This window comes from Acidimicrobiales bacterium (genome assembly GCA_036270875.1).
GTDB lineage: Bacteria > Actinomycetota > Acidimicrobiia > Acidimicrobiales > AC-9 > AC-9.
This window is the reverse complement of sequence record DATBBR010000051.1, coordinates 64,434-78,125: the sequence shown is the minus strand read 5'-3', so window position 1 is coordinate 78,125 and position 13,692 is coordinate 64,434. Positions and strand designations below refer to the sequence as shown.

Below are 13,692 nucleotides of genomic sequence, written 5' to 3'. Positions count from 1 at the left end.
TCTACTAGCAAGAAAGGACACCTCAATGCCCGACGTCAGCATCACCCCGAGCGAAGACGGTCCCTATATCGTGTCCGGCCCCTTTACTCTCGTCGCGCCCGATGGGCACGAGATCGAACACGACGACCCGGTGGCGATGTGCCGTTGCGGACGTTCCTCGAACAAGCCGTTCTGCGACGGTACCCACACCACATGGGACTTCGACGGCACGCTCGCAAACTGAACCGGATGGCACACTGAGATGTCCGGCCGGCTCTCCGGAAAGGTCTGCGTCGTCACCGGCACCGGCGGGAGCATGGGACGCGCTGCCGCCATGACGTTCGCCAGGGAAGAAGCGTCGGTTGTCGGCTGCGACGCTGCGGCCGACACCGCGCAAGCGACCCTCGAGATGGTGGGCGGCGCCGGTGGCGAGATGGTGTCGCTGCACCCATGCCGTCTCAACGATACCGCCGACTGCGCAAAGCTCGTCGAGCTCGCGATCCGCGAGTTCGGACGGATCGACGTCCTGTACAACCTCGCTGCCAGGTCTCAATTCAACTGGCTCGAAGACGTCACGGACGAGGAGTGGGACGTAGCGCGCCGGGACGAGGTCGACTTAGTGTTCTACCTCACCCGCGCGGCATGGCCCTACCTGAAGGCTACTCGGGGCGTTGTCGTGAACATGGCCTCTCTGAACGCATCCCTAAGCTTCAAGCTCCTTCCGTCCCTGGCCCACGCGACCAACAAGGCGGGAATCATCGGGATGACACGCCAGCTCGCCCTGGAAGGAAGCCGACACGGGATCCGCGTCAACTCGATCTCGCCGGGCCTCATCGAAAGCAAGGCGACGCAAGGCCAGCTCCAGGACCCGAATTGGACCAGCGAGATGGTCGGTCGGACACTCCTGGGGCGCTTCGGTCAGCCCGACGAGGTGGCGAAGATTGCCCTGTTCCTCGCGTCCGACGAGAGCTCTTACGTGACAGGCATCGACCTGGTGGTGGATGGAGGCATGAGGGTCTGGTGACCGCACTGATCTGGCACAGAGGTTCGCCGTGCCCGCGTCGGGTTGGGTGCTGCTCGGACACAGACCCGGAGTCTCGTACAAGACCTGCCAAAGACCCCGCTGTCGGAACCTGCAACATACGCCACGATGCCGCCGAAGCGGCCGAGCGAATCGAGAACCTCGATCTCAGGTCTGAGCCCAATCGGTCAACCCCGAGTATGGGTTTCGTGGATGCGATCGGGCCTGGTTCATGCGCAGGATGAGCAGAACCGAACACGTTCGAGTGCAGGCCGTCGACCGGACCGGCCGAGCAACGAAGGGACGATGTCATGACACCTTCATCTGAAGCCACCGATGTCATCGTGGTCGGTGGGGGGTCCGCCGGCGCCGTGATTGCGGCCCGTCTCAGCGAGGATCCCGGACGATCTGTCGTGCTCCTCGAAGCCGGCCCTGCTTACGAACCGGGACAGTACCCGGAGTCGCTGCTCGACCCGAGCACGGTGGCCGACCCGGCCCACGACTGGGGATACTTCGCGAAGGGGAGCGATCAATCACCTCGGGTTTCGGCTCCGCGGGGCAAGGTGCTGGGCGGAAGCTCGGCCGTGAACGCCACTGTCGCCATCCGGGCCCGGGCGGCGGACTTCGCCAACTGGGCCCGCCACGGCGTCGAGGGCTGGACGTACGAGGAAGTCCTGCCCACCTTCCGCGGCATGGAGAACACCCCAAACGGGGAGGATGCCTTCCACGGCCGGAGCGGGCCACTTCCGGTCCGCCAGCGAAGCGACGAGGAGCTCACGCCGTCGCTGTTGGGGTTCGTCGAGGCGTGCGTGGCACACGGGTTCAAGCGAGTCCACGACTTCAACGGCAGCGAGCAGAATGGTGCCGACGGCTATCCGGTGACCGTGCTCGACGGCGTCCGCCAGAACACCGCGCTCGTGTACCTCACCGACGCGGTTCGCCGGCGCCCCAACCTGACCATCCGGGGCGACGTCACCGTCGACCGGGTGCTCTTCAGGGCCACCCAAGCGGCCGGGGTCGTCGACGCCACCGGGACGGTGCACGAGGCCCGGGAGGTGATCCTGTCGGGTGGCACGTACGGTAGCCCGGCGATCCTTCTTCGCTCCGGCGTGGGACCGGCCGGGGATCTCGCCGCCCTAGGCATCGACGTCGTCGCTGACCTGCCGGTCGGCAGCAATCTCCACGACCAGGCCTTTTACTACAACGCCTACGCCCTGGCGCCGACCTCCTTGGCCATGACCCCCGCGGTGGGATCGCTGTTGTGGACCGCGTCCAGCGAGGCCAGGGCGGACGAGCTGGATCTCCACATCACCGCCACCCACCTCATGCCCGGCTCCTTCAGCCCCACGGGCGGTGCCATCGTGCTGGCGCCAGCGGTGGTGCGACCCGACTCGCACGGGACGTTCCGGCTGGCCAGCAAAGACCCCGAGGACGCCCCGATCATCGAGAACAACTACCTGGCCACCGGGCGGGACAAGCGGCGCATGCTCGAAGCCGTGAAGCTCAGTCGGGCCATCGCCCGGGATCCGGCGTTCGCGCGGTTCACCGCGGGCGAGATGCTCCCGGGCGACGCGGTGAGCGACGACGACGCGTTGGCCCAGACCATCGAGGCGAATCTTGAGGTATACGGCCACCCGACCTCGACCGCGCCCATGGGTGGTTCCGGCGACCCGGCGGCCGTCGTCGACGCCCTTGGCCTTGTGCGAGGCGTCAGCGGATTGCGGGTCGTCGACGCCTCCATCATCCCGGAGCTTCCGTCGACGGTCACGAACCTCACCACGATTATGCTCGCGGAGCACATCTACAAGCGCGTGTACGTCGGGTGAGCTCCCCATGTCAATGCCTCCCGGAGACATGGAGACAACAGCACTGCCCACGGAAGATGTTGCTCTAGTGCATTTGCGCGATGGCCCGGGTGGTGTCGGCAGTGAAGTCGATAACGGAGTCGGGAAGGCCCAGGGAGTGTGCAGCCGGCTCGGGTGAGGGGTTCGGGTGGACGAAGACCACCGCTTGTTGGCGTTGTAGCTCGGCGTTCGTCAGCTACAACGGGCCCGCCTACCTGACCGACCGACACCAGCTGAGTGCCGACCTGGGCGCGGGCATCGCCGGCATCGATGGCATCGTCGGGCAGTATGCACAGGGGACCGGTCACCGCGATCTGACAAGAGGCGTCCAGGCGAGGTCATCGCGACAAGGCCGGCCGCGCCGTCGACGAACAGATCACTGAAGTTGGGACACGCAACGACGACCGCTTGAGACTGCCCGGGCAAATGCCTCTGATTGGCGGGTTGACCGTCGTTGACCGTGACGCACCGGTGCGTACCGGAAGCTTACGGCTTTTGTTTCTCACGCACGAGGTCGAAAACTCGTCCTTGACCAGCCCTTATGACAAGGCGTCAGAGTATTGTTTCTCACGACAGCCCTCCAGCATGACGAAGCGCGGCAAAATAGGCCCTCTCACCTGGTCTTTTGGCTGGCGGGGCAGGACTCGAACCTGCAACCTCCTGATCCAAAGTCAGGCGTTCTGCCTGTTGAACTACCCGCCATGGGTGTCAGGACCAGGCTACCCGCGGGCCTGTCAGCAGCCGCAGAGCCGGCGCGTGAGCCTCACAGGTCCGCGACCGCCGGAATGACCTCACGTCCGATGATCTCCAGCGGGGTGATCCGCCACACGTCGGCCACGGCTCCGTGAGCTACCTGGAGGCCCAGCTGGGCGAGCTCACGCAGTGCATCGACCGTCTCGGCCACTCGTTCGCCGTTGGGTCCCACGTCGAAGCGAAAGACGACCGTCTTCTCGATGTCGTCGTAGGCTCGCCCCTCCCGCTCGCAATGGCCGCGCAGGACGTCCAGCTTGTGCCCGAGATCAGGCCCAGGGAAGAGGTTGCACGCGTCCGCGTAGCGAGCGACGAGGCGCAGGGTCTTCCGCTCACCCGATCCGCCGATGAGGATCGGGGGGCGGGGCTTCGAGAGGGCCTGGGGGACGTTGAGCGTTCGCTCCAAGTGGTAGTGCGTGCCAGTGAACGGGGCGTCATCATCGCTCCACATCTGCCGGCATATCTGCAACGCCTCTTCGAGACGCTCGTACCGCTCGCTGGTTGGCGGGAACGGCAGACCCAGCCCGCGCGCCTCGTCTGCGTTCCAGGCCGCGCCGATGCCGAGCATGGCCCGCCCTCCCGACAGCACGTCGAGCGTCGTCACGATCTTGGCCAGCAGGCCGGGCTCCCGGTAGACGACGGCGCTCACGAGGGTCAGCAGCTTGACCCGGCGGGTGAGGGCGGCGAGGAAGCCGAGTGTCGTATAGGCCTCCAGCATCTCGTGCTCCGGCGGCCCGATATTGCCGATCTGCCACACGTGGTCCATCACGCTCAGGCGGTCGAAGCCGGCGTCATCCGCCGCCTTTGCCACCGCCCCGAGATCGGATTCGAGCCCAGACGGGCCATTCGGCCAGGTGAAGTCCGGGACGTGTAGGCCAAGCTTCACGATGTCTCCTTTTCTCCCCTATTTTCCTCGGGTCCTGATAACCACTAGCGTGCCGCCAGCCATGGGTTCGCTGATCAAGAAGCGCCGCAAACGAATGCGGAAGAAGAAGCACAAGAAGATGCTGAAGGCGACGCGCTGGCAGCGACGCGCCGGGAAGTAGCCGGGACCCCCCGAGCGATCCCCAACCTACCGCCCGCCACGAGGCGCGAGGTCCTTCCCCGACGGGCGGTCGGTACGGACCTCGACGATCCGAGCTATCGCCCCTTGGACTGCGACCGGCGTCCCGGCCCGGATGCCCACGTCTCCGGCTGATCCCTCCACGAACCACGTCGAGCCGCTTCCCGCCAGCACGGGGACGCGCCCCGTGAGCTCGCCGAGGGCGTCCCGCCAGCGGGCCAGGCGGGGCTCGACGGCCAGGGCCGGCGCCTCCAGGTCGTTGGGCCCATCCGCCGCCGGCCCGCCCAGCTCGTCCCACGCCCGGTACACCGCCGCCGTCGAGACGCCGAACGGCGGCGTCAGAAGCACGAAGGCGCAGTCCTCGAACTCCATCGGCTCGACCACCTCCCCCACCCCGGACACGAGCGCGCGCCCGCCGACCACACAGAACGGCACGTCTGCCCCGAGCGCGCACGCCAGCGCCGGATCCGACACCCCGGCCCACCGCAACACAGCGGCGGCGTCAGCCGACCCCCCTCCAAGACCGGCTCCGGCCGGTATCCGCTTCTCCAAGCGCACGTGCGCCCTCCGCCCCACCGCGGCAAGGGCCCGGCGCACGAGGTTGGTCTCATCTTCCGGAACCGAAGAGCCCCCTGACGGGCCCACCATCTCGAGCCCGTCACCGGGCCCGAACGCGAGCGTGTCGGCCAGGTCCAGGGTGACCATCTCCGCCTCGATCAGGTGAAACCCGTCGCCCCGAACGCCGACGACCCGAAGCGAGCGAGTCAGCTTGGCGAGGGCGCGCTGCATGCGGCCAGCCTTCCCCACGCCGCGACGTCGAGATCCTCCGCCCTGGCCTCGGGCCGGATGCCGGCGCGCTCGAACACGGCCGCGTCGACAAGGCCGGCCAGGGAGCGCCGCAGCATCTTGCGCCGCTGCCCGAAGCCCGCCCGCACGAGTGCGAACAGCCGCTCGGGCGCCACGACGCCAGGATCAACCGCGGGCAAGGAACGGCGCTCGATCGACACCAGCACCGACTCCACCTTCGGGCGCGGCACGAACACCGTCGGCGGCACCCGGCCCAGGACTGCGGCCGTGGCCCAGTACCCAACCTTCACCGAGACCGCACCGTAGGCGGGGTCGCCGACCGCCGCGGCCAGACGCTCTCCCACCTCGCGTTGGACCATCACCACCATGCGCGTGATAGCCGGCACCTCGTCGAGGAGCCTCGCGACCAGCGGAGTGGCGACGTTGTAGGGAAGGTTGGCGACCAGCACCCAGCTCTCCGACCCGAGCACCGTGGCCCAGTCGAGCCTCATGGCATCCGCCTCGACCACCCGGACCCCGGCAGGCTCGGCGACCGACCGCAGAACCGAGACCAGCCCGGCATCGACCTCGACGGCGGTCACCTCGGCGCCCGTCTCGACCAAGGCAAGCGTCAGCGAGCCCAGACCGGCGCCCACCTCGATCACCCGGTCGCCGGGGCCGATGCCTGCCAGCCGGGCGACCCGCCTGACCGTGTTGGCGTCGGCCACGAAGTTCTGGCCCAGGGCCCGGCGCGGACGCAGCTGGTGACGAGCGAGCAGATCGAGCACCTCCGACCGGCCCAGCGTCACGGCAGGCCGAACGCCGCCGCCGTCGCCGCCCACGACGACGCGGCCACATCCTCGACAGCCTCCCCACGCACTTCGGCCACAGCGGCGCCCACCAATGCCACAAAGGCCGGCTCGTTGGGGCGGCCGCGATGCGGAACGGGCGCCAAGAAGGGCGAGTCCGTCTCCACCAGCAACCGCTCGGCCGGACACAGCGTCGCCGCCTCCCGGACGTCGCCGGCGCCCTTGAACGTCACGATCCCGCTGAAGGACAAGAAGGCGCCGAGCTCGAGGCACTGCCGCGCCTCGGACGCACCCCCGGTGAAGCAGTGGAACACGGTTCGCTCGGGCACGCCTTCGGACTCGAGGATGGCGAGCGTGTCGTCCCAAGCCTCCCGGCTGTGCACGACGAGCGCCAGACCGTGCCGATGGGCGAGGGCGACCTGGGCGGCGAAGGCCTCACGTTGGGTCGCCCGCAGTGAGTGGTCGTAGTGGTAGTCCAACCCGCACTCGCCCACGGCCACGAGCGAGGAGTCATCGGAGCCGACCACCTCGTCCAAGAGCGCGGTCACACCTTCCACGCCCTGCTTGGCGTCGTGGGGATGCAGACCAACGGTGGCCCACAGCTCGCCGCCGGCCAACGCCAGCGCCCGGCGCGACTGTGCGGCGTCGGTCCCGACACAGACGAGGCGGGTCACGCCGGCGGCACGCGCCCGGAGCACCGCCTCCTCGGGGTCGGCCGCGTCCTGAAGGTGGCAGTGGCTGTCAGTCCACCGCTCTGGGCCGGCCTCCCGGGCCGGCTCTACCGGCGGGCTCACCCGGCTGCTCCCTCGCTCAGGCCTTGCGCCGAGGAAAGAGCGGCGCTGCCCGCTCCACTGACCGCCCGGCGGGATAGCCGCCCCACGCCGCGGCCTCCGGCAGGCGGGCGTCGGCCGGCGACCCGGTGAGACCGATACGTCGCCACAGCTCCGAGCAGGCGGCCGGCATCGCGGGCCAGGTCAGCAGGGCGACGATACGCAGCGCCTCCAGGGCATCGCCGAGGACGGCACTCACCTGCGGTCCGGGATCCTGCTTCCAGGGCTCCGCGGCCTCCAGCGACGCGTTGGTCTCGTGGATGAGCCTCCAGGCCGCCTCGAGTGCGTCGTGCGGCGCGAAGCGCTCCCACGCGTCCGCCGCCGCCTGCACCACCTCGCCGGCGACGACCGCCAGCGGAGAGTCGGCTCGGGGAGCCGGCCCGACGCCGTCGCACTTGCTGGCCACCACGGTCGTGACCCGCGACGCCAGGTTGCCGAGGTTGTTGGCGAGGTCAGCGTTGTACCGGGCCACGATGCGCTCGTAGGAGAAATCCCCGTCGGGGCCGAGGGCCACGTCCCGGAGCAGGTGGTACCGGAGCGCATCGACACCGAAGTCCGCGACCAGGTCGGCGGGGGCGATCTGATTGGCGCTGGTCTTCGACATCTTCTCGCCGCCGACGAGCAGCCACCCATGCACGAAGAAGTGGGCCGGCGGATCGATACCGGCCGCCATGCACATCGCGGGCCACCACACGCAGTGGAACCGGATGATCTCCTTGCCGATCAGGTGATGCACCGCCGGCCACCACGAGGCGAACCGATCGGGGTCCTCGCCGTAGCCGATGGCGGTGATGTAGTTGATGAGCGCGTCATACCAGACGTAGAAGACGTGGCGTTCGTCCCACGGCACCGGCACTCCCCACTTGAGCGACGTCCGGGTGATGGAGATGTCCTGGAGGCCCTGGCGGATGAAGCCAAGGGCCTCGTTGCGCTTGGACTCGGGCTGCACCGCGTCGGGGTTCGCCTCGTACCAGTCGAGGAGCGCCTGCTGGAAACTGCTGAGCTTGAAGAAGTAGTTCTCCTCCTTCACCAGCTCGACCGGCCGGCCGTGGATGGGGCACATGCCGTCGACGAGCTCGTCCTCGGTGTAGTAGGCCTCGCAGCTGACGCAGTACAGCCCCTCGTACGTGCCGAGCTCGATGTGGCCGTTGTCCTTGACCGCCTGAAGGAACCGCTGCACCGCCAGATGGTGACGAGGCTCGCTGGTCCGGATGAAGTCGTCATAGGAGATATCCAGCTGCCGCCAGGCCTCGACGAACCGCACGCTCGTGAGGTCGGCCCACTCCTTGGGGCTCACACCGTTGGCCTCGGCCGCTTGGGCAACCTTGAGACCGTGCTCGTCGGTGCCGGTAAGGAAGAAGACATCGTCGCCGAGCAGGCGATGCCAGCGAGCCAGGGCATCGGCGATCACCGTGGTGTAGGCGTGGCCGATATGGGGAGCGTCGTTGACGTAGTAGATGGGAGTCGTCAGGAAGAAGCGGGCCACTGCCCACTCACAGTACCGACGACCTCCCGAAGGGCCGGCGCGGATTTGGTCAGGAACGTAGGCGCAGGGCGGCGTCGTACACGCGCCGCTTGGGGACCTTGAGCTCCCCCGCCACCTCGGCGACCGCCTCCTTGGCGGTCTGCCCGGAGCTGAGCCGAGCTTGGAGGGCGGCCTCGACCTCGGCCTCGCCTGGCACGCACACCGGCGCTCCGGCCATCACCAGCACGTGCTCACCGCGGGGCGGGGCGGCCCGGGCCCGGTCAACGGCGCCGGCCAGGGTCCCCCGCCACACCTCCTCGTGGAGCTTGGTCAGCTCCCGGATCACGGCGACCTGGCGCAGCGGGCCGCAGCGGTCGACGAGGTCCTCCAGGGTGGTGGCCAGCCGGTGGGGAGCCTCGTAGAGGATCACCGTGCGTTGCTCTCCCGCCAGACCAGCCAGCCGCTCGGACCGATCGCCGCCTTTGCGGGGTAGGAATCCTTCGAAGACGAACCTCGCGGTCGACAGCCCGCTGACCACCAACGCGGCCACGAGCGCAGAAGGACCCGGCACGACCGTCACCTCGCCGCCCGCGGCGGCCACCGCAGCCGCCAGGCGCCCGCCCGGATCCGAGATCCCGGGCGTCCCGGCGTCGGTGACGACGGCGACATTTCGCCCCCGATCGAGCAGCGTCAGGATGGAGCGGGTCTGCGACGCCTCGTTGTGGTCGTGCACGGCGAGCAGGCGCTTGTCGGTGATGCCGGCATGCGCCAGGAGGCGCCCCGTCTTGCGAGTGTCCTCGCAGGCGATCACGTCCGCGTTCCGGAGCGCATCCACGGCCCGGGGCGACAGGTCGCCGAGGTTGCCGATCGGGGTGGCGACGAGGACCAGGGCGCCCCCGGCGCCGGACCCGTCGCGGGTGGCGCCGGCGAGGGTCAACCCTTGATCTCCAGCTCGTCCCCGATGCGCAGGTTCCAGCGGTCGAACGCCCCCGCCTCGGCCTCGAGGACCGACCGGGCCCGGACCCGGGGAAGACAGACCCGATTGCGCTCCAGGCACCTCGTGGTGATCACCACGAGATGGGCGTCGCAGAACGCCGCGTCGATCGGAAAGCGCATCCCGATGGTGTGGACCGAGTGGGCCGGGCGCAGCAGCAGCGCCCCGTCGATGCCGTCTCGGCCGAGCAGGCCCCGGACGCGGTCGGCGAAGGAGTCGGCCACCTCGAGCGTGGCCAGGACCTCGCCCTCACGCAGGAGCCATGGCACCCGATGCGCTCCTCCTCACACGTTGAACCGGATCTCGAGCACGTCCCCGTCGGCCACCTCGTAGTCCTTTCCTTCGACCCGGAGACGACCGGCGCTCTTGGCCGCGTTCCACGAACCCAGCTCGACCAGCTCGTCCCAACGGATCACCTCGGCGCGGATGAAGCCCCGCTGAAGGTCGGAATGGATCACCCCGGCGCACTCGGGCGCTCGGGCACCGGCTCGGAACGTCCACGCACGAGACTCGTCGTCGCCCGTGGTCAGGAACGTTCGCCGCCCGAGCAGGTGGTGGGCGGCTCGGGCCACCCGGGGAAGGGCGCCCTCACCGAGACCCAGGCCCTCGAGCAGCTCGGTGCGCTCGGCCGGATCCAGGCGGGCCGCCTCGGCCTCGAGCTGCACGCTCACACCCAGCACCTCGCCGCTACGCGCCGGCGGTCGGTTCCCCGACCAGCCCCCCGGGCTGGCCTCCGCCCCCGCGGCCATCTCGGTGGCGACCCGCTTCACCAGCTCGTCGGAGTCACCCACCTGGTCCTCGCCCAGGTTCACGACGGCCAGCACCGGCTTGTTGGTCAGCAGGAACGCCGGACCCAGGGCCGCCCGCTGCTCGGCGTCGAGCGCGGAGCGGTAGACGGGCACGCCCGCCTGGAGGGACTCGAGGGCGGCCTCCAGGGCGGCGAGCTCGCCGGCCGTCGAGGGATCGGTGCGGGCGACCTTGCGGCGCTTGTCGATCTGGCCCTCCACCGTGGCCAGGTCGGCCAGCACGAGCTCCAGCTCCAGCACGCCCAGGGCGCCGACCGGGTCGGAGTCGCCCACCACCCCCGGGTCCTCGAACGCCCGCAGCACGAGGCACAGGGCGTCGACCTCGCGGATGCCGGCGAGGAAGCGGTTGCCCAAACCCTCGCCGGTCGCCGCCCCCGCAACCAGGCCGGCGATGTCGACGACCTCGACCGTGGTGTGGACGATCTTGCGGCTCTTGCTGATCCTGGCCAGCTCCTCCACGCGCGAATCGGGCACCTGGGCCACGCCGACCGTGGTCTGGGTCGTGGAGAACGGATGGGGCGCCACGGCGGCGCTTCCCCCGGTCAGCGCGTTGAACAGCGCCGATTTGCCGGAGTTGGGTAGACCGACCAGACCGAGGCGCTCCACCGCGCCGAGGCTACTCCGCTCGACTAGTGTTGCCGGGGTCGTGTCCAAGAAGACTGTCAAGCGCCGGACGACGCGCAAGAAGAAGGCCAACCACGGCAAGCGGCCCAACGCCGGACGGGGCTGAGACGCCCCGCGGGCTGGGCGCGGTTCGCTAGGGCGCCCAGGCCACGCCGAGCTCGGCGAGAGTGGACGCCAGCACCGAGGGCAGGTCCGACATGATGCCGTCGATCCCGAGGGCGGCCAGCCGCACCATCTCGGACGGGTCATCGATCGTCCACACGTGAACGGCGGCGCCGGCGGCATGGGCTGACCGGACGAACGGCTCGTCGACGACGGTCGCGCCTTCGAACTCGGCCGGCACCTGGATGGCGGCGTGCGCGATCGGTGGCGAGGCGACGCCGTCCTGCACCGCTCGCCAGAACCCCGCCACGGCGAGGAGCCCGGCTGCGGTCGCGATCTGGGGAGCCGCCGCCGAGAACGCCACCAAGGCCGCGTCATGGAACGATGTGACGATGACGTCGTCGGAGCGGTCGTGGTCCATGAGCATGCGAGCCAGGGCGTCCTCGTAGGGCTCCACGCTCGGTGCCGTCTGCTTGATGTCGATGTTGAGCAGCACCCCCGGGAACGCCTCCAGCACCTCCCTCAGGGTGGGGATCCGCAGCTCGACGTCGTCGGGGGCGCGACCACGGAGGGGGTAGTCGTCGGGCGGTCGACCCGGCGCCACCTCGTGGCCGGGCACGAACCAATGGGCGGCGTCGAGCGCCTGGACCTCGGCCAGCGTCATTGAGCTGATGGCGCCCGACCCGTTCGTGGTGCGGTCCACGGTCGGGTCGTGTGAGACGACCAGGTGGCCATCGGCCGTCGGGTGCACGTCCATCTCGAGCGCCGTGGCACCGGCTGCGAGCGCCCGGCGCATGGCCAGGATGGTGTTGGAGGGCCACTCGCGGGCCCCGCCCCGGTGGGCGTAGGCGAGCACTCGCCGTTCCAGCCACGGGTTGCCCACGCTCCGACCGTACCCCACCCCTGCTCGCCTGCTCCCCGGCTGTCCGGCCCGATAGCCTCGTCCTCGGCATGCTGGATCACGTATTTCTCGATGTCATCGCGGCCATGCGCACGAGCTTCTCCGAGGCGCTGCTGGAGCGGCAGGCCGTCGAAGAGCGGTTCCAGGTCGACGTGCTGCTCGGCGACCTGTCGTGGGAGACGTCCTACAGCCTGCCGGGCGAGGGCACCCTGCCGCGGGTGAGGGCCGACATCAGCCTGGACTGGCCCACGTGGAGCCAGAGCGCCTACCGCTCCTGGTCGATCGGCGAGCCGCCGGACGACCAGCCCGAGATGCTGGTGGAGATCGCGCTGCGCATCCAGCGCCTGGCCACGGCGCCCGAGCCGGCGACGGTCGTCGCCGCCCTGCCCCGCGAGGGCCCGGCCATGGGCACCGACGTCCTGGACCGCTGCGGCCTGACGGTCGAGCAGGCGTTCGACCGCAACAACGACCAGCCCCGCGCCGCGGTGGAGATCTCCTACGAGGGGACGTACCGCCTCGACGAGACCGTGCTCGAGGACCCGTCGTCCCTCGACACCCACGTGGGCGCCCTGGCCCGGTGGGTGTCCTCGACTCTGGTCCGCCTGGGCGACCTGGAGCTGAGCTTCCTGCCGCCCGGCCAGATCGGCGACGAAGCCGACCACTGACCTCAGGGCAGCAGGCCGGCCTCCTGAGCCAGCGGACGCAGCGGCACCTCGGGACGAGCGCCGAGATGGCTGATGATCTCGCTCGCCGCCAGGCTCCCTAGCCGGGCGCACGTCGCCAGGCCCACGCCATGGGTCAGGCCATGGAGGAAGCCGGCGGCGTACAGGTCCCCGGCCCCCGTGACATCGACCACCTTCTCGACAGGACGGGCCTCGACGTCGGCGCGCTCGTCGTCCTTCACGACCGTCGATCCGTTCGCTCCCCTCGTCAGGGCGGCGAGGATCCCGAGAGGACGGATCGCCTCCGCTGCCCCCTCGATGTCGTCCACGCCCAGCAGCAGAGTGATCTCGGCCTCGTTGGCGAACAGCATGTCGACCTGGTTTCCGAGGAGCTTGCGGAACGCCTCGCCGTGGCGCTCGACGCAGAACGGGTCCGACAGGCTGAGGGCGATCAGGCCTCCCGACCGGTGGACCCGGGCCATGACCTCGCCGAGCGTCGCCTCGGCGTCGGGCAGGTCCCACAGATAGCCCTCGAGGTAGGTGACTCGGGCTCGCCGCAGCTGCTCCGTGTCGACGTCCTCGGTCCGCAGCTGGGCCGCCGCCCCCAGGTAGGTGCACATGGTGCGCTCGGCGTCCGGAGTCACGATCGACAGGCACCGTCCCGTCATGGCCCCGTCGCCCGCCACCGGAGTGGCGTAGTCGACACCGGCCGCCTTGATGTCGGCCTCGAACAGCCGACCCAGGCGGTCGTCGGCCACCTTGCCGACGAAGGCGGTCCGGCTCCCGAGGCTGGCTGCGCCGACGGCCGTGTTGGCGGCGGAGCCGCCGGCCACCTCGACGATCGGCTGGGCGGCGGCGTAAAGGCGCTCCGCCTCGGCCAGGTCCACCAGTGCGGTCGTGCCTTTGACGAGTCCCAGCTCCGTCACCATGTCCTCGTCCACAGGCGCCAGCACGTCGACGAGGGCGTTGCCTATGGTCGCGATGTCGAAGGCGCTTCCAGTGGAGTCGGGGCGGGCGGGCACCCGGCGACCCTAGCCTGAGCGGCTCGGGCCCCGG

15 protein-coding genes and 1 tRNA gene are annotated in these 13,692 nt (G+C 69.7%); 5 read left to right on the top strand and 11 right to left on the bottom strand.

Features of this window, described 5'->3' with window-relative positions; genetic code table 11:
• Positions 1-25: 25 nt before the first annotated feature.
• The 3 genes from VH112_06270 (at position 26) to VH112_06260 (ending at position 2,826) form a co-directional block, all read left to right on the top strand.
• Entirely contained in the window at positions 26-223 is a 198-nt protein-coding gene (locus VH112_06270; protein ID HEX4539835.1) for a CDGSH iron-sulfur domain-containing protein, read from the top strand.
• An 18-nt stretch (positions 224-241) separates the two neighbouring features.
• Complete coding sequence (locus VH112_06265) at positions 242-1,003, top strand: SDR family NAD(P)-dependent oxidoreductase (GenBank protein ID HEX4539834.1); 762 nt, start codon at positions 242-244, stop codon at positions 1,001-1,003.
• A gap of 308 nt (positions 1,004-1,311) precedes the next feature.
• On the top strand, positions 1,312-2,826 hold the full coding sequence (locus VH112_06260; protein ID HEX4539833.1) for a GMC family oxidoreductase N-terminal domain-containing protein: 1,515 nt from the start codon (positions 1,312-1,314) through the stop codon (positions 2,824-2,826).
• A 644-nt stretch (positions 2,827-3,470) separates the two neighbouring features.
• Here VH112_06260 and VH112_06255 read toward each other — a convergent pair.
• A tRNA-Gln gene (locus tag VH112_06255) sits at positions 3,471-3,546 on the bottom strand.
• 61 nt (positions 3,547-3,607) lie between these two features.
• The gene (locus tag VH112_06250; GenBank protein HEX4539832.1) at positions 3,608-4,480 is read right to left on the bottom strand and encodes an LLM class F420-dependent oxidoreductase; all 873 of its coding nucleotides are present in this window, start codon (positions 4,478-4,480) and stop codon (positions 3,608-3,610) included.
• Positions 4,481-4,541: 61 nt separating this feature from the next.
• On the opposite strand from VH112_06250, the gene VH112_06245 reads away from it, so the two are divergent.
• On the top strand, positions 4,542-4,640 hold the full coding sequence (locus VH112_06245) for an AURKAIP1/COX24 domain-containing protein (protein HEX4539831.1): 99 nt from the start codon (positions 4,542-4,544) through the stop codon (positions 4,638-4,640).
• Positions 4,641-4,666: 26 nt separating this feature from the next.
• Here the strand turns inward: VH112_06245 and VH112_06240 are convergent, their stop codons facing one another.
• The 8 genes from VH112_06240 to VH112_06205 form a co-directional block, all read right to left on the bottom strand.
• Positions 4,667-5,446, bottom strand: a complete 780-nt coding sequence (locus VH112_06240; GenBank protein HEX4539830.1) for a 4-(cytidine 5'-diphospho)-2-C-methyl-D-erythritol kinase — start codon at positions 5,444-5,446, stop codon at positions 4,667-4,669.
• Positions 5,422-6,285 carry a 16S rRNA (adenine(1518)-N(6)/adenine(1519)-N(6))-dimethyltransferase RsmA gene (gene rsmA / locus VH112_06235; protein ID HEX4539829.1) on the bottom strand — a complete coding sequence of 288 codons (864 nt, stop codon included), beginning with the start codon at positions 6,283-6,285 and terminating at the stop codon, positions 5,422-5,424. The genes VH112_06240 and rsmA overlap by 25 nt, the downstream gene beginning before the upstream one ends.
• Entirely contained in the window at positions 6,249-7,046 is a 798-nt protein-coding gene (locus VH112_06230) for a TatD family hydrolase (protein ID HEX4539828.1), read from the bottom strand. The genes rsmA and VH112_06230 overlap by 37 nt, the downstream gene beginning before the upstream one ends.
• A gap of 16 nt (positions 7,047-7,062) precedes the next feature.
• Complete coding sequence (gene metG / locus VH112_06225) at positions 7,063-8,568, bottom strand: methionine--tRNA ligase (GenBank protein HEX4539827.1); 1,506 nt, start codon at positions 8,566-8,568, stop codon at positions 7,063-7,065.
• 49 nt (positions 8,569-8,617) lie between these two features.
• Complete coding sequence (gene rsmI, locus VH112_06220; protein ID HEX4539826.1) at positions 8,618-9,484, bottom strand: 16S rRNA (cytidine(1402)-2'-O)-methyltransferase; 867 nt, start codon at positions 9,482-9,484, stop codon at positions 8,618-8,620.
• Entirely contained in the window at positions 9,481-9,810 is a 330-nt protein-coding gene (locus VH112_06215; protein HEX4539825.1) for a DUF192 domain-containing protein, read from the bottom strand. The genes rsmI and VH112_06215 overlap by 4 nt, the downstream gene beginning before the upstream one ends.
• Positions 9,811-9,825: 15 nt before the next feature.
• Positions 9,826-10,953, bottom strand: a complete 1,128-nt coding sequence (gene ychF, locus VH112_06210; protein HEX4539824.1) for a redox-regulated ATPase YchF — start codon at positions 10,951-10,953, stop codon at positions 9,826-9,828.
• A gap of 151 nt (positions 10,954-11,104) precedes the next feature.
• Positions 11,105-11,956: a glycerophosphodiester phosphodiesterase gene (locus tag VH112_06205; protein HEX4539823.1), complete on the bottom strand. Its 852-nt coding sequence runs from the start codon at positions 11,954-11,956 to the stop codon at positions 11,105-11,107.
• 68 nt (positions 11,957-12,024) lie between these two features.
• Between VH112_06205 and VH112_06200 the strand changes: the two genes are divergently transcribed.
• Positions 12,025-12,639, top strand: coding sequence for a hypothetical protein (locus VH112_06200; protein HEX4539822.1), 615 nt, complete (start codon positions 12,025-12,027; stop codon positions 12,637-12,639).
• Between the two features lie 2 nt (positions 12,640-12,641).
• Here VH112_06200 and VH112_06195 read toward each other — a convergent pair whose 3' ends face one another.
• Positions 12,642-13,658, bottom strand: a complete 1,017-nt coding sequence (locus VH112_06195; GenBank protein ID HEX4539821.1) for an adenosine kinase — start codon at positions 13,656-13,658, stop codon at positions 12,642-12,644.
• Between the last annotated feature and the right edge of the window lie 34 nt (positions 13,659-13,692).

Coding starts and splice junctions, on each gene's coding strand:
- VH112_06200 (HEX4539822.1), top strand. CDS start 12,025: ATGCTGGATCACGTATTTCTCGATGTCATCGCGGCCATGCGCACGAGC.
- VH112_06245 (HEX4539831.1), top strand. CDS start 4,542: ATGGGTTCGCTGATCAAGAAGCGCCGCAAACGAATGCGGAAGAAGAAG.
- VH112_06240 (HEX4539830.1), bottom strand. CDS start 5,446: ATGCAGCGCGCCCTCGCCAAGCTGACTCGCTCGCTTCGGGTCGTCGGC.
- VH112_06270 (HEX4539835.1), top strand. CDS start 26: ATGCCCGACGTCAGCATCACCCCGAGCGAAGACGGTCCCTATATCGTG.
- VH112_06265 (HEX4539834.1), top strand. CDS start 242: ATGTCCGGCCGGCTCTCCGGAAAGGTCTGCGTCGTCACCGGCACCGGC.
- VH112_06260 (HEX4539833.1), top strand. CDS start 1,312: ATGACACCTTCATCTGAAGCCACCGATGTCATCGTGGTCGGTGGGGGG.